The sequence below is a fragment of the Joostella atrarenae genome, from assembly GCF_021764745.1.
Classification (GTDB): domain Bacteria; phylum Bacteroidota; class Bacteroidia; order Flavobacteriales; family Flavobacteriaceae; genus Galbibacter; species Galbibacter atrarenae.
The window spans coordinates 136,374-156,370 of the sequence record NZ_JAETXX010000002.1; the positions used below are offsets into that span (position 1 = coordinate 136,374).

At 34.2% G+C, this 19,997-nt stretch carries 13 protein-coding genes; 10 read left to right on the plus strand and 3 right to left on the minus strand.

Features of this window, described 5'->3' with window-relative positions; genetic code table 11:
* Positions 1-56: 56 nt before the first annotated feature.
* Positions 57-1,955, minus strand: a complete 1,899-nt coding sequence (locus JM658_RS05265; protein ID WP_236958196.1) for a beta-N-acetylhexosaminidase — start codon at positions 1,953-1,955, stop codon at positions 57-59.
* Between the two features lie 247 nt (positions 1,956-2,202).
* Between JM658_RS05265 and lon the strand changes: the two genes are divergently transcribed.
* The 4 genes from lon (at position 2,203) to rpsA (ending at position 8,646) form a co-directional block, all read left to right on the plus strand.
* Positions 2,203-4,653 (plus strand): endopeptidase La, encoded by a 2,451-nt coding sequence (gene lon / locus JM658_RS05270; protein WP_236958197.1) that lies wholly within the window; start codon positions 2,203-2,205, stop codon positions 4,651-4,653.
* A gap of 76 nt (positions 4,654-4,729) precedes the next feature.
* A complete protein-coding gene (gene cmk / locus JM658_RS05275) occupies positions 4,730-5,422 on the plus strand; it encodes a (d)CMP kinase (protein ID WP_236958198.1) in 693 nt (230 codons plus the stop codon).
* A gap of 35 nt (positions 5,423-5,457) precedes the next feature.
* Entirely contained in the window at positions 5,458-6,636 is a 1,179-nt protein-coding gene (locus tag JM658_RS05280; RefSeq protein ID WP_236958199.1) for an MFS transporter, read from the plus strand.
* Between the two features lie 189 nt (positions 6,637-6,825).
* A complete protein-coding gene (gene rpsA / locus JM658_RS05285) occupies positions 6,826-8,646 on the plus strand; it encodes a 30S ribosomal protein S1 (protein ID WP_236958200.1) in 1,821 nt (606 codons plus the stop codon).
* A 123-nt stretch (positions 8,647-8,769) separates the two neighbouring features.
* Here the strand turns inward: rpsA and JM658_RS05290 are convergent, their stop codons facing one another.
* Complete coding sequence (locus JM658_RS05290) at positions 8,770-10,074, minus strand: cryptochrome/photolyase family protein (protein WP_236958201.1); 1,305 nt, start codon at positions 10,072-10,074, stop codon at positions 8,770-8,772.
* A gap of 154 nt (positions 10,075-10,228) precedes the next feature.
* On the opposite strand from JM658_RS05290, the gene JM658_RS05295 reads away from it, so the two are divergent.
* A complete protein-coding gene (locus tag JM658_RS05295) occupies positions 10,229-11,074 on the plus strand; it encodes a DUF2911 domain-containing protein (protein WP_236958202.1) in 846 nt (281 codons plus the stop codon).
* Between the two features lie 56 nt (positions 11,075-11,130).
* Here JM658_RS05295 and JM658_RS05300 read toward each other — a convergent pair whose 3' ends face one another.
* Positions 11,131-12,510 (minus strand): aldehyde dehydrogenase, encoded by a 1,380-nt coding sequence (locus tag JM658_RS05300; protein ID WP_236958203.1) that lies wholly within the window; start codon positions 12,508-12,510, stop codon positions 11,131-11,133.
* A gap of 443 nt (positions 12,511-12,953) precedes the next feature.
* Here JM658_RS05300 and ilvD point away from each other — a divergent pair, with 443 nt between their 5' ends.
* The 5 genes from ilvD (at position 12,954) to ilvA (ending at position 19,921) form a co-directional block, all read left to right on the plus strand.
* Entirely contained in the window at positions 12,954-14,636 is a 1,683-nt protein-coding gene (gene ilvD / locus JM658_RS05305; protein WP_236958204.1) for a dihydroxy-acid dehydratase, read from the plus strand.
* Positions 14,637-14,740: 104 nt separating this feature from the next.
* Entirely contained in the window at positions 14,741-16,474 is a 1,734-nt protein-coding gene (gene ilvB, locus JM658_RS05310) for a biosynthetic-type acetolactate synthase large subunit (protein ID WP_236958205.1), read from the plus strand.
* 93 nt (positions 16,475-16,567) lie between these two features.
* Complete coding sequence (gene ilvN / locus JM658_RS05315) at positions 16,568-17,092, plus strand: acetolactate synthase small subunit (protein WP_236958206.1); 525 nt, start codon at positions 16,568-16,570, stop codon at positions 17,090-17,092.
* A 31-nt stretch (positions 17,093-17,123) separates the two neighbouring features.
* Positions 17,124-18,593 carry a ketol-acid reductoisomerase gene (gene ilvC, locus JM658_RS05320; protein ID WP_236958207.1) on the plus strand — a complete coding sequence of 490 codons (1,470 nt, stop codon included), beginning with the start codon at positions 17,124-17,126 and terminating at the stop codon, positions 18,591-18,593.
* Between the two features lie 65 nt (positions 18,594-18,658).
* Positions 18,659-19,921: a threonine ammonia-lyase IlvA gene (gene ilvA, locus JM658_RS05325; RefSeq protein ID WP_236958208.1), complete on the plus strand. Its 1,263-nt coding sequence runs from the start codon at positions 18,659-18,661 to the stop codon at positions 19,919-19,921.
* The last annotated feature ends 76 nt before the right edge of the window (positions 19,922-19,997 follow it).

The following is a 19,997-nucleotide window of genomic DNA, read 5'->3' on the forward strand; positions in this document are numbered from 1 at the left end:
AAATCAAATATATTTTACGTGTATTTATTCACGTTTAAATGAGTGTCGTGCAACCATTATTCTTTATAATACTCCAATAATTCTTTTAGTTTATCTATAGAATCTTTAAGTCCGCCTTCTCTATTTCTTAAGAACCAAGTTGTTTCTTGATTTTCAATAATAGGAGCTAATTCAGCGGCTAAACTATCCTTTTCTATCGTTGGGATATTTTTGGTAGCATAATCATTAGCTTTTAATCGAGCTTCTCCTAAATGCGCTCCATGTAATGCTAAAGCTGCTGCTTGTTTGGTTTCTTTTAATACAATTTCAGCATCTTTTGAACTAGGTTTTCCTTTAGCTAAGATAGCTAACGCATCATTAACTTCTTTTTCTGCTGCTTGCAATCCTTTTACTGTTAAGTGTTTTGTTTGAAAGTGACCTTTCATGGTCCATTTAAACCTTCTTAACATTAAGTGAAATGCATTAGCATTTCCATTTGGAATATCAGCCTTTAAATAAGCGTCTCCAAGCATAAGTATCGCTTTACCAGTATTTCCAGTTGGATCTTTAAACACATAATGGTTTAATTGAAACTCAAGGTTCTTTGTAGCCTCTTCTTTATAATTCCAAGAATACGAAGCTCCAAGCAATAATGGAGCGTAGGTTACAGAAAGTGGCTGAAAGTGTCCAAAATCCCCCCAATTAGTATTTAAAAATCCTTTAGCTTCATTTTTATATCCCTCTACAGCGGCATTCTTTAGATTTATAAAGGCATTGGTATTTCTTCCAATTTCAGATCGCCACGTAGAAGTCCCTGGGCAAACGTAAAAATCTAGACCTGCTTCTTTAAATTTAGGAAGGTTTTTATCAAAAGGGTAAACGTCATCGTAACCCCAAACAACAGCAGTCATGTTTTTTGGAATGTCTTTTATTAACTCAGGATGATTTAATATTATATCTCCCCAAAACTGAGCTTTAAACCCTTGTTTATTAACTTCCGTATTTAGCTTTTTTAAGTAGTTTAAATATACTTGTCCTTTGCCAATTTTCTCGCATTCTTCTTTTGATCTACCTTCGCATAATTCTACGGTTTCGTCTCCACCAATATTAAAATATTCACTAGAAAAATTAGGGAGTAATTCTTCATAGAGGCTTTTCATTAGCTCTAAGGAGGCAGGATCTGTAGTATTTAAACTTGTACGATTTCTGTTTCCCCATATAGTTTTACAGTCGGTTGGACACTCTGCAAGGTCTAAGTATTCATCATGCTTCAACCAGTTCTCCATATGCCCAAAAGAGTTCTGATTAGGAACTAGGTCTATGTGTCTTTCTTTACAATATGCATCTAAGAGCTGGATTTCTTCAGCAGTAAGAGGGCTAGCATCTTTCCATACTTCCTTATGATCTTTATACGCAAAAGTATGTTCTATGTATAATTGCAGTTCATTTTGCTTCCAAAAAGCAAGTTTATCGATTAACTGATACAAAGTTTCCATAGTTGGAACTTTATCGCGACTTACATCAAGCATAACACCACGACGAACAAAATTTGGCCAATCGTTTATTTCTAGACAAGGAAGCGCCTTCTTTTCTGTAGTTGAGTAAGAGAGAAGTTGTAAAAGTGTTTGTTTTCCGTAATAAAGACCTGCGGTATTCTGTCCAGTAATAGAGATAACACCTGGTTTAATTTTTAAAATATATCCTTGAGGCTTTATATTAAGAGAATCAATTGTAAAATCTAAATCTAACTTTGGAGCTCCTACTTTAGGGAATAACTTTAGCTTCCCAGTAAAATCTTGATGTTCCAAGAGAGTTACTATTTTTGATATATAATGAGAGTTACTATCAGAATACGCAGCACAAGTATCACTAATTGTTATTTCTTGAGGCGGATTGATAAGGTACTTTTCTAAATCTTGTGAAGAACTATAGAAAAAAGTAAAACAGATAAAAAAACTTAGTAAGATGCTTTTCATAATTTTAAATAAACATTGAGGTTAGAAAGATACTAATTAAACATAAAAGTAGTAATAGTATGACTCTTTTGTAGTAAGATATTCTATTTTTGACTTTTAATTATGGCACGAGAATTGACTATACAGAGTGAAATAAACGATCTCGGCTTTAGTTTGAATACGAACTCGCAGAGTTTTAAGGCAATGAGATACTACTGAAAACAAGAATCGAACTCATTCTGAATGACAGAATGACTTATAAAGAACTATGAGTAAAAACAAATTTATAAATATGGACAGTTTGTCATTGCAAAATATTGATGATGATGCAGAGTTAATCCCATTGATGACTCCAGAAGATGAAGAAGAGATAAACAATGAGACGCTACCTGAAACACTACCTATTTTACCATTAAGGAATACCGTACTTTTTCCAGGGGTTGTAATCCCAATTACAGCTGGAAGAGATAAATCTATAAAGCTAATAAAAGACGCTTCTAATGGTAGTAAAGTTATAGGAGTTGTTTCTCAAAAGGACGAAAATGTTGAAGATCCAGAAATTGGAGATCTTAATACTACAGGAACAGTAGCTAGAATACTACGTGTTTTAAAAATGCCTGATGGGAATACTACTGTTATAATTCAAGGGAAAAAGCGTTTTGAAATAGAGGAAGTTACAAGTACGGAACCTTATTTTACAGCTAAAATAACAGGATTACCAGAGGAAAAGCCTGAGGCTGATAATAAGGAGTTTGCAACAATAATAGATTCTATAAAAGAACTAGCATTGCAAATTATTAAGGAGAGTCCAAATATCCCTTCAGAAGCTTCATTTGCTATAAAAAACATTGAAAGCGATTCATTTTTGATCAACTTTATTTCTTCAAATATGAATTTGGAGGTAAGTGATAAGCAAAAGCTTCTTGAAAATAAAAACTTACATGAAAGAGCGCTTGCGACTTTAAAATTTATGAATGTTGAGTTTCAGAAATTAAATTTAAGAAACGATATTCAGTCAAAAGTACGTTCTGATTTAGATCAGCAACAACGTGAGTATTTTCTTCAGCAACAAATGAAAACCATCCAAGAAGAATTAGGAGGGGGGTCTTATGAAGAAGAAGTGGAGCAAATGCGTGTTAGAGCTAAGAAAAAGAAATGGGACGCAAAAGTAAAAGAGCATTTCGATAAGGAGCTAGCAAAGTTACAGCGCATGAATCCGCAGGTAGCAGAATATTCTATTCAGCGTAACTATTTAGACTTATTTTTAGATCTTCCTTGGAATAAATTCTCTAAGGATAAATTCGATTTAAAAAGAGCTGAAAAAATACTAGAAAAAGATCATTACGGATTAGAAGACGTTAAAAAACGTATCATAGAATACTTAGCTGTACTAAAGTTAAGAAACGATATGAAGTCTCCAATATTATGTCTTTACGGACCTCCAGGAGTTGGTAAAACATCATTAGGGAGATCTATAGCAGAGGCCTTGGGGAGAGAATATGTGCGTATTTCTTTAGGAGGATTGAGAGATGAAGCAGAAATAAGAGGACATAGAAAAACGTATATTGGAGCAATGCCAGGAAGGATTATTCAATCCCTAAAAAAGGCAGGGACTTCAAATCCTGTATTTATTTTAGATGAAATAGATAAGCTTTCTTCAAGTCATAATGGTGATCCTTCTTCTGCAATGTTAGAAGTTTTAGATCCAGAGCAGAACAAGGAATTTTATGATAATTTCTTGGAAATGGGATACGATCTATCTAAGGTTATGTTTATTGCTACTGCAAATAACCTTGGGGGGATTCAGCCAGCATTAAGAGACCGTATGGAGATCATTAATGTTACTGGTTATACTATCGAAGAAAAGGTTGAGATTGGTAAACGTCATTTACTTCCTAAACAATTGGAAGAGCATGGACTTACTAAAACAGATCTTAAAGTAGGGAAGAAAGAGCTTGAAAAAATAGTTGAAGGATATACTAGAGAATCTGGAGTTAGAGGTTTAGAAAAGCAGATTGCTAAGATGGTACGTTATGCTGCTAAATCTATTGCGATGGAAGAGGAGTATGATGTTAAGGTAAGTGTTGAAGATGTAGAGAAAGTATTAGGTGCTGCTCGTTTAGAAAGAGATAAATATGAGAATAATGATGTTGCAGGTGTTGTTACAGGACTAGCTTGGACAAGTGTTGGTGGTGATATTCTCTTTATAGAATCTATACTTTCTAAAGGTAAAGGAACGCTTTCTATTACTGGGAATTTAGGGAAAGTGATGAAAGAATCGGCTACCCTTGCCATGGAATACATTAAATCGAATGCAGAAAGTTTAGGAATAGATCCAGAAGTTTTTAGCAAATACAATGTACATATCCACGTTCCGGAAGGGGCAACTCCAAAAGACGGACCTAGTGCTGGGGTGACGATGTTAACTTCTTTAGTTTCGTTATTTACTCAGAAAAAAGTTAAGAAGAGCATTGCAATGACTGGAGAGATAACACTTAGAGGTAAAGTGTTGCCAGTAGGTGGAATCAAAGAAAAAATCCTTGCAGCAAAAAGAGCTCGTATTAAAGAGTTAATTTTGTGTAATGAGAATAAACGTGACATTTTAGAGATCAAAGAAGAGTATTTAAAAGGACTTACCTTTCATTATGTAAATGAAATGAGTGAAGTTATTGATCTTGCAATCACGAATCAGAAAGTTAAAAATGCCAAAGAATTATAATAGGTGTTAAGACAACTCCATTGGATAGTATCCATTTACTATCCAATGGAGTTTTCAAAATAATAAAGCTCAACAGATGAAAAAGATAACCATTGCCATAGACGGATTTTCATCCACAGGTAAAAGTACAATAGCAAAACAATTAGCTAAAAAGTTGAACTATGTGTATGTAGATACAGGAGCAATGTATCGTGCGGTAGCATTATATGCGCTTAATAATGGTTATATTGATGAAAAGGGGAAAGATCTAACTGGATTACTACAAAATCTCTCAAATATTACCTTAAATTTTAAGCTTAATGAAACTACAGGTAATGCAGATATGTATCTTAATGATGAGAATGTTGAAAAGGAAATACGCACGTTAAGAATTTCTAATGTTGTAAGTATTGTAGCTGCAGTTTCTGAAGTCCGTAAAAAGTTGGTAGAACAGCAAAAGAAAATGGGAGCAGAAAAAGGAGTTGTAATGGATGGAAGAGATATTGGAACTGTTGTTTTTCCTGATGCTGAATTAAAATTATTTATGACAGCTTCTGCTGAAACTAGAGCTCATAGACGTTATAAAGAGCTTGTTGATAGAGGAGAAGATGTGAACTTTAAAGATGTTTTGAAAAATGTTCAAGAGCGAGATCATATAGATTCTACACGAGAAGATTCTCCGCTTTTAAAAGCAGATGATGCTATTGAGTTTGATAATAGTGATATGGGATTGGAAGAGCAATTTGAACGTGTTTATAATTTCTCTCTTCGTATTATAGAGAAACAGTAGTCTAGGTTCTTCTTGATATCTGGCAAGGAATGTTTATGGATCAAAATCAGAAATTACCTAAATCTTTGCTCTATTTGATGGCCTTTGGAGCCGGGCTCATCGTTGCAAATAATTATTACAATCAACCTTTACTAGGTTTAATAGCTAAAAGTTTTCAGGTTTCAGAATCCGAAGTAAGTAATATTCCTCTATTTACTCAAGTAGGATATGCTTTTGGATTACTATTTCTAATTCCGTTAGGAGATAAATTCAACAGAAAGAAATTAATGTTAGTAGATTTTCTACTGATCATAGTTTCATTGATTATTGCTGCCACTTCATCTTCGCTAATAATTCTGATAATAGCCAGTTTTATGATTGGTTTTTCTTCAGTTATTCCTCAATTTTTTGTTCCTATGGCTGCGCAGCTAGCTAATCCTAATGAGCGAGGAAAAGCGATAGGCATTGTTATGAGTGGTTTATTAATTGGGATACTTGGGAGTCGCTTTATTAGTGGCTTTGTTGGAGAATATTTTGGTTGGCGTGCTATGTATTATATAGCAGCTGTAGCAGTTTCACTATATGGTATTTTGATTTATTTTAAGCTCCCTGCTATTACTTCAGAATTTAAAGGAACTTATAAGGAGTTGATGAAATCTATTTGGTTTTATTTTAAATCTGATAGCACTTTACGTTTAGCTTCTTTACGTGGAGCTATAGGTTTTGCTGGATTTAGTGCTTTTTGGACCACTCTTGTTTTTTTATTAGAAGATGTGTTTAATTATGGTAGCGGTGTAGCGGGAGCTTTTGGAGCCTTGGGTATCTGTGGAGCTTTAGCAGCGAATGTAATGGGGAAATTGAGCGACCGAATGAATAAGAATAAAGTAATTCTTATTGCTATTATAATTATGATATTCGCATGGTTGGTATTTTACTTTTCTACGGCATCTATTATAGGATTGGTAATTGGTGTTATTTTACTTGATATGGGACTACAATCGTTACACATTACGAATCAAAGTATCATTTTATCTGGTAGCCCTGAAGCAGGAAATCGGATCAATACCATATATATGGTAATTTACTTTATTGGTGGAGCACTTGGCACCATAACTGGAGCTCAGATATGGGAAATGTTCCATTGGAAAGGAGTAGCAGTGCTAGGAATGACCTATACCGTATTCATATTGTTTTTTCATGTATTGTATAAAAAACCAATCAATACACAGTCTTAAGATGATAAAGATTGATTTTTGTCTTCCTAATTATTTGAATATCAAAAATTAAGTTGTAAATTTGCACTCCTTTTTAGCAAACCAAAGAGAAAAAAAGGGTTTTTAAATAATTTATATATAAACATCTTCTGTGTTTAAATTTTGCTAATCTCTTGATTTAATACAGAATACAAATCTTAATCAGCAAACATGGCTGAATCTAAAGAAACACAAAAAGAGCAAGTTGCAGAAACTAAATCTGCAGAAGCTACACAAGAAGTAAAAGAAACAGTTTCTCAGGAAGAGTTTCTTAAAAACTTTAACTGGCACAATTACCAAGAAGGTATTGACCAAGTTGAAGATTCTAAATTACAAGAATTCGAAAACTTAGTTGCAGAAAACTTCGTAGACACCGCTGATGAAGAGGTTGTTGAAGGAACTGTAGTTCACTTAACAGACAGAGAAGCGATTATTGATATCAATGCGAAGTCTGAAGGAGTTATTTCTTTAAACGAGTTTCGTTACAATCCAAACTTAAAAGTAGGAGACAAGGTTGAAGTTTTAATCGACGTTCGCGAAGATAAAACTGGACAATTAATATTATCTCACCGTAAGGCTAGAACTATCAAGGCTTGGGATAGAGTTAATGCAGCTCATGATAAAGCTGAAATCGTTAATGGTTTTGTTAAGTGCAGAACTAAAGGTGGTATGATTGTAGACGTATTCGGAATCGAAGCGTTCTTACCTGGATCTCAAATTGATGTGAAGCCAATTCGTGATTACGATGCTTATGTTGGTAAAACAATGGAATTCAAAGTGGTTAAAATTAATCATGAGTTCAAAAACGTTGTTGTATCTCACAAAGCTCTTATCGAGGCAGATATCGAAGAACAGAAAAAAGAAATCATCGGGCAGCTTGAAAAAGGTCAAGTTCTTGAAGGAACCGTTAAGAATATTACATCTTACGGGGTATTCATCGATCTTGGTGGCGTAGATGGTCTTATCCATATTACAGATCTTTCTTGGTCTCGTATCAACCATCCAAATGAGGTTGTTGAATTAGATCAGAAATTAAACGTTGTAATCTTAGACTTTGATGATAACAAGTCTAGAATTCAATTAGGTCTTAAACAATTACAGAAACACCCATGGGAAGCTTTAGGTGATGAAGTAAAAGTTGGTGATCAAGTTAAAGGTAAAGTAGTTGTTATTGCAGATTACGGTGCGTTTATCGAAGTAGCTGACGGTGTTGAAGGTCTTATCCACGTTTCTGAAATGTCTTGGTCTACACACTTACGTTCGGCTCAAGATTTCGTGAAAGTTGGAGATGAAGTACAAGCAGTAGTGCTTACTTTAGATCGTGAAGATCGTAAAATGTCTCTTGGTATCAAGCAATTAACGCCAGATCCATGGACAGATATTACAACTAAATATCCTGTAGGTTCTAAGCACACAGGAATCGTTCGTAACTTTACAAACTTTGGAGTTTTTGTTGAATTAGAAGAAGGAATTGACGGATTGATTTATATCTCTGATCTTTCTTGGACTAAGAAAATCAAACACCCATCTGAATTTGTAAATGTTGGTGATAAGTTAGAAGTTGAAGTTCTTGAACTAGATGTTGATGGACGTAAACTAAGCCTTGGTCACAAACAAACTACTGAAAACCCATGGGATAAGTACGAAACAGAATTTGCTGAAGGTACTATTCACAATGCGGAAATCGGAGAGATTGTAGATAAAGGTGCTACTATCGATTTCAATGAAGATATCGTTGCTTTCGTTCCATCTCGTCATTTAGAGAAAGAAGATGGTAAGAAGTTGAAAAAAGGAGATACTGCTGATTTCAAAATCATTGAGTTCAATAAAGAATTCAAAAGAGTAGTTGCTTCTCATACAGCTATCTTCAAAGAAGAAGAAGAGAAAAATGTAAAAGCTGCTACAAAACGTAGTAACCAAGCAGAGAAAACAACTCTTGGTGATGCTAATGCAGAGCTTCAAGCATTAAAAGATAAAATGGAAGGGAAATAATAATTTCCAATTCATTTAAAAATTAAACCCTCCAATTTTTGGAGGGTTTTTTTATGCTTTAACTTTAAATTAAAGTCTGAATATTCACTTGATAATTAATATTTCTGTTACGTTGTGTAGTTATTAACTCACTGCTTCTTTGTATACTTTTAAGCAGCGTTCTCTCGCTTCTTTATGGTCCACAATAGGATCCGGATATGTAAGTTCATTTAAATCTGTCACCCAAGTATTAATATATTTTAAATCTTTATCGAACTTTTTAATTTGAGTGGTAGGATTAAAAATTCTAAAATAAGGAGCAGCATCAACGCCACTTCCTGCGGCCCATTGCCAATTACCAACATTACTAGAAAGTTCGTAATCTAAGAGCTTTTCTGCGAAATAAGCTTCTCCCCATCGCCAATCGATTAGCAAATGCTTGCACAGAAAACTAGCAACAACCATTCTAACTCTATTATGCATGTATCCAGTGGTATTCAATTCTCGCATTCCAGCATCCACTAATGGATAGCCAGTTTTCCCTTCACACCACTTCTTAAATTCAGCTTCATTATTTCTCCATTCTATTCGATCATATTTCTCTCTAAAAGCATTATTTACTGTCTTAGGGAAGTGCCATAGAATCTGCATAAAAAACTCTCTCCAAATCAGTTCATTCCAAAAAGTTTGCTCTTCAGCTTCTAACGCTTTCTTTAATATTTTTCTGATACCTACTGTCCCAAATCTTAAGTGTACACTTATGTTAGAAGTTCCATTTTCAGCAGGAAAATCTCTGTTCTCCTTGTAGTTATCAATTAGTGTAGGAGTAATATCGTAGTCTTTTACTTCAACTGTAGATTTTGTAAAACCTATTTCAGATAAACTAACATGTGGTAAGCGTGTATTCTTAACTAAGTTGTTTAAATACTGACTCGTATAATGAACGTTTAAATTCTTTTTACTGAAGTGTTCTCTCCATTTTTTCATGTAAGGAGTATACACAACATAAGGGTCTCCGTCGTCTTTTACTACTTCATCCTTTTCAAAAAATACTTGGTCTTTATAAGTTTCAAACTCTATTTTTTTACTAGCTAATAATTCCTTTATTTCTTCATCTCTTTTTTTAGCGTATGGCTCATAATCACGGTTTGTAAAAACTTTATTGATATTATATGTAGATGAAAGTTCCTTAAATATTTCTTTAGGTTCCCCGTAGAATAGTGCTATAGAACTATCGAGCTTATCTTGTAGTTCATCTCTCATATTTTGTAGAGTTTTAAAAATAAAACTTACTCGAGCATCATTTTTTGGGAGATCTTCAAGTATTTTCTTGTCGAATATGAAGATTGGCATTACTGGATTCTCAGCTTTTAAAGCTTCCAAAAAGCCCACATTATCGTCTAATCTAAGATCTCTACGGAACCAAAAAATATTAATATTATTTTCCATCTGAATAGTTTTCCATACAAAAGTAGTATAATTTTGTTTATTATTTAGTGATTTTCATTAAACAATATCGTTAGTATTATTTAAGATTTTGTTAACATTTCAACTTTACTTAATACGTAAATTCGTGTGATAAAAAACTAATTAAAAACAAACAATGAAAAAATTAATCTTACTAATTTGTGCTGTTTTAGGGTCTTATGCTTTAAACGCACAGGTAACAACGCCGCAGCCAAGTCCAACTTCAAAATTGGAGCAGAAAGTTGGTTTAACAGAGGTTACAATAGCCTATTCAAGACCATCTATGAGAGGTAGAGCTATTTTTGGAGAATTAGTGCCTTTTGGTGAAGTCTGGAGAACTGGAGCTAATCAGAATACAATAGTTACTTTTAGCGATGATGTGAAAATAGGAGGGAAAGATGTGAAAAAAGGGAGTTATGCGCTTTTTTCTAAGCCTAACAAAAATAGTTGGGATGTATACTTTTATAATGATACTAATAACTGGGGAAATCCTGAAAAATGGGATGACAGTAAAGTAGTAGCCAAAGTTACAGCTACACCTTATGAATTACCTTTTGAAGTTGAAACTTTTACTATCGATGTAGATAACTTAACTAATAATGGTGCTTCTTTAGGAATCGTTTGGGAAAATACATATGTGGGAGTTCCTTTTGAAGTTCCAACTAAAGAGAAAGCTACAGCAAGTATTAAAAAAGTAATGAATGGGCCACAATCTGGCGATTATTATGCTGCAGCTGTTTACTATTTACAAGAAGGTCAGGATTTAGATCAAGCTCAAGAATGGATGGATAAAGCTATTTCTGAACAAAAAGAAGCTCCTTTTTGGATGTTAAGACAGAAGTCACTTATTCAAGCTAAACAGGGAGATACAAAAGGAGCTATTGAGACTGCGAAAAAGTCTTTGGCTGCTGCTGAAAAAGCTGGTAATAAAGACTATGTAAAGCTTAACCAAGATTCTATAGCAGAATGGGGAGCTAAATAGTTTTTATATTATAAATGAATTTGAAAGAGACTGCTTAAATGCAGTCTTTTTTGTTTTTAAATGAAATTTTTTAGTTTTCTTACAAGGTTTAATTTTCCTTCATAAGGGGCATATTTCAATGGGATATCCAACCATGTTCCTCTTCTTACAACCGACTTATGATGTGAGAAAACATCAAAAGTTAGATTTCCATGATAGGCTCCAATACCACTTTGTCCAACACCACCAAATGGGAGTCTCTTGTTTACAAAATGCACAATAGTATCGTTTATAACACCTCCTCCATAAGAGAATTGGTTCATTACTTTATTAGAAAAGTTCTTGCGACTCGAAAATACATATAAAGAAAGGGGCTTCTCATATTTGGAAATAACATCACTAATTTCTTCTTCAGTATTATAACTGATAATCGGTAGCAATGGTCCAAAAATCTCCTCTTTCATAACATCACTATCTAAACTAGGTTCCGTTATTAAAGTTGGAGAAATATAGCAATCAGTTCGATCAATTTGACCTCCAAAAGTGACTTTTTCATAGTCGATTAAATCGGCTAGTCTGTCAAAATTACGTTGGTTTACAATTCGAGGGTAATCAGGAGAATTCTTCGGGTTATCAGAATATGCAGCGATTATTTCTTCCTTTAAAAAGGCTATCAACTTATCTTTAACTTCGGAAGCTACCAGAATATAATCTGGAGCGATACAGGTTTGTCCACCATTTAAAAACTTACCCCAAACAATTCTTCGTGCTGCTTGTTGTAGTTTAGCTGTTTCATCAACAATGCATGGGTTTTTCCCTCCTAATTCTAAGGTTACAGGAGTAAGGTTATTAGCTGCAGCTTGGTAAACAATTTTTCCCACTTGCGGACTCCCAGTAAAAAATATATAATCCCATCGTTCTTTAAGCAGTGCTGTAGAAGCATCTTTATCACCTTGAGTAACACTTACATAGTTTTCAGGAAATACTGCACTGATAATTTCTGAAATTATATTAGCCGTATTTGGGGTTAACTCCGAAGGCTTAATCACTGCTGTATTTCCCGCTGCAATGGCTCCAATTAAAGGGGATATGGCTAATTGAAACGGATAGTTCCAAGGAGCAATAATTAATACTGTTCCATAAGGTTCTTTAATGATTTTAGCAGAGGAGGGGAAGTTGATTAGCGAAGGTGATACCGCTTTTGGCTTTGCCCAAGAGTAGATCTTTTTTATGGCATCATTGAGTTCTCCTAAAATATATTGTGTTTCACTTAATAATGATTCAAATTCTGATTTTTTAAAATCTGCATACAAAGCATCGCAAATGTCTTTCTCACGAATTTCTATCTCAGATTTTAATTTTCTTAGAATATTTTTTCTCGCTTTTAAATCTCTTGTAGTCCCTTTGTTATAGTAAGCTTTCTGCTCTTCTAAGACCTGTTTAATTTGATTTTCCATTTGCAATTAAAGTAAAAATGTTTTTTCAAGTTAGAAATTATATCTAATATTGTAGTAATGAAAACGCAAATAATTAATATCATTTCTATTCTAGTCGCTGTGATTATTTCACGGGGATAGGAAGGAGTGTATATTATATCAATATAGCAAGCCTTCCTTTTTGGAAGGCTTTTTTAGTTTATGGCAATACCTAAAAACTATATTGTTATAGTAAAATAGCTAGCTAAGGATTGATTGATAAAGTAAATAAACGCTCTTAAAAAAGGTAAATAAAAGCGTTTGAATGTCCTAAAAATATACATTTAAATAGCTGTATATCAGTAATGTAGTTATTTATTAAGGGTGTTGGATTTAAAGTTAAAAAAGAAATGCTTTAAAATTTATAAATACAATAGTATATTTTTGAATAAAATTAGATAATACTTTAAAATTTAACATATAAAGTGAATTTAAAAAAATTTAGTCACCAAGTAACACAAGACCCAACGCTTCCAGCTGCACAAGCTATGTTACACGCATTGGGCTTAACAGATGAAGATTTACAAAAACCTTTTATAGGGATTGCAAGTACAGGTTATGAGGGAAACCCTTGTAATATGCATCTTAACGACCTAGCAAAGCATGTTAAAAAAGGAACTGCTAATGCAGACACGGTAGGATTAATTTTTAATACTATAGGAGTTAGTGATGGTATTTCTAACGGAACACCAGGAATGAAGTTCTCACTACCTTCTAGAGATATTATTGCAGATTCTATGGAAACTGTAGTAGAGGCTATGAGCTATGATGGTTTGATTACAGTAGTAGGTTGTGATAAAAATATGCCAGGAGCTTTAATGGCGCAATTGAGGTTAAATAGACCGTCTATTTTAGTGTATGGAGGAACGATTGCTTCTGGATGCCATAATGGAAAAAAATTAGATATTATATCTGCATTTGAGGCTTATGGCCAAAAAGTAGCAGGAACTATAGATGAGTCAGAGTACAAAGAAGTGATTCATAAAGCATGTCCTGGAGCTGGAGCTTGTGGTGGGATGTATACTGCAAACACAATGGCTTCTGCAATAGAAGCTTTAGGGATGTCATTGCCTTTTAACTCTTCAAATCCTGCGATTAGTAATAATAATCTTAAGGAAGAAGAGTGTGTAAAAGCAGGAGAGGCGCTTCGTTTATTATTAGAAAAAGATATTAAACCTTCTGATATTGTTACTAAAAAATCTTTAGAAAATGCCTTTAGATTGGTAACAGTTCTTGGAGGTTCTACGAATGCCGTTCTTCACTTTTTAGCAATTGCTAAAGCTGCTCAGGTAGAATTTACTTTAGACGATTTTAAAAAGATAAGCGATAATACTCCATTGCTAGCTGATTTAAAGCCTAGTGGTAAATATTCAATGGAAGATTTGCATGGTGTAGGGGGAATTCCTGGAGTGCTTAAATATATGTTAGATAACGATATGCTTCATGGAGATTGTCTAACGGTAACAGGTAAAACTATAGCTGAGAATTTAAAAGATGTTCCAAATTTAATTGCGAATCAAGAGATTGTAAAAACTTTAGACAAGCCTATTAAAGAAACAGGACATATTAGAATATTATTTGGAAATCTAGCTACAGAAGGTGCTGTTGCTAAAATTACAGGTAAAGAAGGCTTGTCTTTTAGAGGAACTGCAAATGTTTTTGATGGAGAAGATGCTGTAAATGAAGGGATAAAAACTGGAAAAGTAAAAAAAGGAGATGTCGTCATTATCCGCTACGAAGGGCCAAAAGGTGGACCAGGAATGCCGGAAATGCTAAAACCGACTTCTTCAATTATGGGAGCTGGTTTAGGTAAAGAAGTAGCATTAATTACAGACGGGCGTTTTTCTGGAGGATCTCATGGTTTCGTAGTGGGACACGTAGCACCGGAAGCACAAGTTGGAGGTAATATCGCTTTAGTAGAAAACGGAGATATTATTGCAATCGACGCTGTTAATAATACTATTAATATCGAGATTTCTGATGAAGAGCTTGCAAAAAGAAAAGAAAAATGGAAAGCTCCAGCTTTAAAAGTACAAAGAGGAGCATTATATAAATATGCAAAAACAGTTTCATCAGCTTCAAAAGGTTGTGTAACTGACGAGTTTTAGAAAAAATCCAATACTGTTTTATTATTCAGCAATAAAAAGACTAGAATACTAAAACGTCAATTTGATAATTGCGGACTCGATTCGTAACTAATAGATTGTTACTTATGGAAGTAAAGACATTAAGAAAAGAAGAAAGTAAAACCGGAACTAAGATAAGAGTTACGGGAGCAGAAGCAGTAATCCACTGTTTACTTGCCGAAGGGGTAGATACACTTTACGGTTATCCGGGAGGAGCTATTATGCCAATTTATGATGAACTTTATAAGTTTAAAGACAAACTTCATCATGTATTAACAAGACACGAGCAGGGGGCAACTCACGCTGCTCAAGGTTACGCTAGAGTTTCTGGGAAAGTAGGTGTTGCTATGGCTACATCTGGACCTGGAGCTACAAATCTGATTACTGGTATTGCAGATGCTCAGATAGATTCAACCCCAATGGTTTGTATTACTGGGCAAGTAGCACGTCATCTTTTAGGTTCGGATGCATTTCAAGAAACAGATATTGTTGGTATTTCAACACCAGTAACAAAATGGAATTATCAGATTACAAATGCTTCTGAAATTCCGGAGGTAATGGCAAAAGCTTTTTATATAGCTAGATCTGGACGTCCAGGACCTGTGTTAGTTGATATTACTAAAAATGCACAATTTGAGGAGTTTGATTTCGATTATCAAAAATGTACAGCTATCCGTAGTTATACTGCAAATCCAACTGTAGAAGCTTCGAAAATAGAAGAGGCTGCAGCTGCTATTAATAATGCTAAAAAACCTATGATTGTATGGGGGCAAGGTATTATTTTAGGAAAAGCAGAAGCAGAATTAAAAGAATTGGTAGAGAAATCTGGTATTCCTGCTGCTTGGACAATTTTAGGAGCCTCCGCTTTACCATCTACGCATCCTTTAAATGTAGGTATGGTTGGTATGCATGGTAATTACGGCCCTAATGTTTTGACTAACGAATGTGATGTTCTTATTGCATTGGGAATGCGTTTTGATGATCGTGTTACGGGAGATTTATCTACGTATGCTAAACAAGCTAAAGTTCTTCATTTTGAAATAGATCCTGCAGAAATTAATAAAAATGTGCATGCAGATGTTCCTGTTTTAGGAGATGTAAAAGAGTCTTTAAAGCAATTGCTGCCACTTATTAAAGAAAATAAGCATGAAGCTTGGCACAATGAGTTTAAAGAAAAATATAAAGTAGAATTCGATCAAGTAATAAATGGTGACCTTAATCCGACTACGGAAGGAATTACCATGGCAGAAGTTATTGAGCAGATTAATGTTTGCTCCAATCATGATGCTGTAATAGTTTCAGATGTTGGACAACACCAAATGATAGCTTGTAGATATGCTAAATTCAATAAGTCTAAAAGTAACATTACTTCTGGAGGATTAGGAACAATGGGATTTGCTCTTCCAGCAGCAATTGGTGCTAAAATGGGAGCTCCAGAGAGAGAAGTTGTTGCTATTATTGGAGATGGAGGTTACCAAATGACAATTCAGGAATTGGGTACCATTTTTCAGACACAAGTTCCAGTAAAAATTGTTGTTTTAAATAACGAATTTTTAGGAATGGTACGCCAATGGCAACAGTTGTTTTTTGACAAACGCTATGCATCCACAGAAATGATAAATCCAAATTTTGTGGCTATTGCTGAAGGATATCATATTCAAGCTAAAAAGGTAACTAAGCGAGAAGATTTAGAGGACGCTATTAAAGAGATGATAGCTTCTCCAGACGCATATTTCCTTGAAGTTTGTGTAGAAAAAGAAAATAATGTGTTCCCGATGATTCCTACAGGAGCTTCGGTTTCAGATATTCGTTTGAGTTAATATAAATTAGTTTATAAAGTTGTAATGTAGCTATGGATGTTATCTTTTTCAGGGTAATAAACATTGTAAAACATTCGGATAATAGCATGTAAAATGGAAGAAAATAAATCATATACAATATCGGTTTATTCTGAAGATAATGTGGGTTTATTAAATAGAATATCAGGAATATTCTTAAAAAGACACATTAATATAGAGAGTTTAAATGTATCTAAATCAGAGATTGACGGAGTATTTAAATTCACAATAGTTATTTTTTCTACGGAAGATTGGGCTCGTAAAATTGTAGGACAGATCGAAAAACAGATCGAAGTAATTAAAGCATATTACCATACAGATGATGAGACTATTTTTCAAGAATCAGCGCTTTTTAAAATAGCATCTAATTTATTATTTGATGAGCGTAAGATTCAGAATATTATAAAAGATAACCATTCAGAAATAGTAACAGTTTCTCCAGAGTTTTTCGTGATTTCAAAATCAGGAAGACGTGAAGAAATTGAAGTAATGTACGAACAGTTAAAACCATATGGAATTATGCAATTTGTTCGTTCAGGAAGAATATCAGTATCAAAATCAGAAATGAAAATTTCGAGTCTATTAAAAGACTTCAATTAAAGAATTAAACAACTAAAATTTATAATTAAAAATGGCAAATTATTTTAATACACTTTCACTTAGACAGCAATTAGAGCAATTGGGAGTTTGTGAATTTATGGATATTTCAGAATTTAGTGACGGTGTAGAAAAGTTAAAAGGCAAAAAAGTAGTTATCGTGGGATGCGGTGCGCAGGGTCTTAACCAAGGTCTTAATATGAGAGACTCTGGATTGGATGTTTCTTATGCATTGCGTGAAGGAGCTATTAAAGAAAAGAGACAGTCGTTTGTAAATGCATCAGAAAATGGATTTACGGTAGGGACATATAAAGAATTAATTCCTACTGCAGATTTAGTTTGTAATCTTACGCCAGACAAGCAGCATACAGATGTTGTGAGTACGATTATGCCACTTATGAAAAAGGGAGCTACTTTATCTTATTCTCACGGTTTTAATATCGTTGAAGAAGGGATGAAAGTTCGTGAAGATATTACAGTTATTATGGTGGCTCCAAAATGTCCTGGTTCTGAAGTTAGAGAAGAATATAAAAGAGGATTTGGAGTACCTACACTTATAGCTGTTCACCCAGAGAATGATCCTGAAGGAAAAGGATTAGAGCAAGCTAAGGCTTATGCAGCTGCTACTGGTGGACATAGAGCTGGAGTTTTACGTTCTTCTTTTGTTGCTGAAGTAAAATCTGACCTTATGGGAGAGCAAACCATTTTATGTGGATTGTTACAAACAGGTTCTATCTTGAGTTTCGATAAGATGATAGAAAAAGGAATTGATGCTGGATATGCTTCTAAATTAATCCAATACGGATGGGAAACAATTACTGAGGCTCTTAAATATGGTGGGATCACTAATATGATGGATCGTCTATCAAATCCTGCTAAAGTAGAAGCTTTTAAAATTTCAGAAGAATTAAAAGTAATAATGCGTCCTCTTTTCCAAAAACATATGGACGATATTATGAGTGGTCACTTTTCTAAAACAATGATGGAAGATTGGGCTAACGACGATAAAAACTTACATACTTGGAGAGCTGCAACTGGAGAAACTGCTTTTGAGAAAACACCTGCAGGAGATGTCGCTATTTCTGAGCAAGAATACTTTGACAATGCGGTGTTGATGGTAGCATTTGTAAAATCTGGAGTTGAATTAGCGTTCGAAACGATGACTGAAGCTGGAATTATTGCCGAATCTGCGTATTACGAATCTTTACACGAAACACCGCTTATTGCTAATACAATTGCAAGAAAGAAATTGTTTGAAATGAATCGTGTTATTTCAGATACAGCAGAATATGGTTGTTACTTATTTGATCATGCTTGTAAGCCTTTATTAAAAGACTTCATGAAAAATGTAGATACTAATATTATAGGAAAAGCTTTTTCTGATGATAATGGTGTTGATAATAAAGAGCTAATAGAAGTAAACAGTCAGATTCGTAATCACCCTGTAGAAGAGGTTGGAGCGTGGCTACGTTCTTCTATGACTGCCATGAAAAAGATTGTTTAATTCTTATGGGAGGATTTTAGCCTTGTTTAATACAGGCTTTAAAATTCCTAATTCTATATAAAATTATGCAGACAAAAACAGTTTACATACCAAAATTAGAAGATGTTAGAAAAGCTGCTGCAACCCTAAATGGGGTTGCAGCAGTTACACCTTTAACCTATAGCTTGCGCTATTCTAAAGAGTTTGAGGCTAATGTTTTACTTAAAAGAGAAGATTTACAGGTAGTTCGTTCGTACAAGATTCGTGGTGCTTATAATAAAATAAGTTCGCTTACCGAAGAAGAAAGAGCAAAGGGAATTGTTTGTGCTTCCGCAGGAAATCATTCCCAAGGAGTTGCATATTCTTGTAAAGAGTTAAAAATTAAAGGTACCATTTATATGCCTTCTCCAACACCAAGGCAGAAGATTGAGCAGGTAAAAATGTTTGGTGAAGATTACATAGACATTGTTTTAGAAGGTGATACTTTTGATGATGCCTATAAAGCCGCAATGAAAGAATGTACACGCGTTGGAAAAACTTTTGTTCATCCTTTTGATGATGAAAAAGTTATTGAAGGTCAGGCAACTGTTGGATTGGAAATTCTTGAGCAAACTAAAAAGAGAATCGATTATGTGTTTGTTGCCGTTGGTGGTGGTGGACTAGCTTCTGGTTTAGCGAGTGTTTTTGATGTACTTTCTCCTCAAACTAAAATAATAGGAGTGGAGCCTCAGGGAGCCCCTTCTATGAAAACATCTTTAAAGAATAAAGAAAATACGGAACTTAAAGAGATAGATAAATTTGTAGACGGCGCAGCAGTACAGCGTGTTGGAGACAGAACATTTGCTATCTGTCAGTATCTCTTGGACGAAATGGTAACCGTTCCAGAGGGTAAAGTTTGTCAGGAGATTTTAGATCTTTACAATAAAGATGCAATTGTTGTAGAACCAGCGGGTGCATTAACACTATCTGCTTTGGAGCAATATAAAGATAAGCTTAAAGGTAAGAATGTTGTATGTGTGGTAAGTGGTAGTAACAATGATATTACTAGAACTGCGGAGATAAAAGAACGTGCGTTGCTATATGCTAATCTTAAGCATTATTTTATAATCCGATTCCCGCAGCGTGCAGGAGCTTTAAAAGAGTTTGTTGCTGAAATATTAGGGCCATCAGATGATATTACTCATTTTCAGTATACAAAAAAGAATGCTAAAGAAAATGCTCCAGCGGTGGTTGGAATAGAACTAAAATCGGAGGCCGATTTAGAACCGCTAATTGCACGTATGAAATCTAAAAATTTCTTTGGTGAATACTTAAATAATAAACCTGATCTTTTTCAGTATTTAGTATAAAATAAAGGATCATATTTAACATTATTAATACATTAAGGATGTATAAACATTTTTAATTTCCCCCTAAAAATCACGT

What these genes read in the sequence shown, in the direction of transcription:
- JM658_RS05265 (WP_236958196.1), bottom strand. Translation starts at nt 1,955, where the DNA reads ATGAAAAGCATCTTACTAAGTTTTTTTATCTGTTTTACTTTTTTCTAT.
- lon (WP_236958197.1), top strand. Translation starts at nt 2,203, where the DNA reads ATGAGTAAAAACAAATTTATAAATATGGACAGTTTGTCATTGCAAAAT.
- cmk (WP_236958198.1), top strand. Translation starts at nt 4,730, where the DNA reads ATGAAAAAGATAACCATTGCCATAGACGGATTTTCATCCACAGGTAAA.
- JM658_RS05280 (WP_236958199.1), top strand. Translation starts at nt 5,458, where the DNA reads ATGGATCAAAATCAGAAATTACCTAAATCTTTGCTCTATTTGATGGCC.
- rpsA (WP_236958200.1), top strand. Translation starts at nt 6,826, where the DNA reads ATGGCTGAATCTAAAGAAACACAAAAAGAGCAAGTTGCAGAAACTAAA.
- JM658_RS05290 (WP_236958201.1), bottom strand. Translation starts at nt 10,074, where the DNA reads ATGGAAAATAATATTAATATTTTTTGGTTCCGTAGAGATCTTAGATTA.
- JM658_RS05295 (WP_236958202.1), top strand. Translation starts at nt 10,229, where the DNA reads ATGAAAAAATTAATCTTACTAATTTGTGCTGTTTTAGGGTCTTATGCT.
- JM658_RS05300 (WP_236958203.1), bottom strand. Translation starts at nt 12,510, where the DNA reads ATGGAAAATCAAATTAAACAGGTCTTAGAAGAGCAGAAAGCTTACTAT.
- ilvB (WP_236958205.1), top strand. Translation starts at nt 14,741, where the DNA reads ATGGAAGTAAAGACATTAAGAAAAGAAGAAAGTAAAACCGGAACTAAG.
- ilvN (WP_236958206.1), top strand. Translation starts at nt 16,568, where the DNA reads ATGGAAGAAAATAAATCATATACAATATCGGTTTATTCTGAAGATAAT.
- ilvC (WP_236958207.1), top strand. Translation starts at nt 17,124, where the DNA reads ATGGCAAATTATTTTAATACACTTTCACTTAGACAGCAATTAGAGCAA.
- ilvA (WP_236958208.1), top strand. Translation starts at nt 18,659, where the DNA reads ATGCAGACAAAAACAGTTTACATACCAAAATTAGAAGATGTTAGAAAA.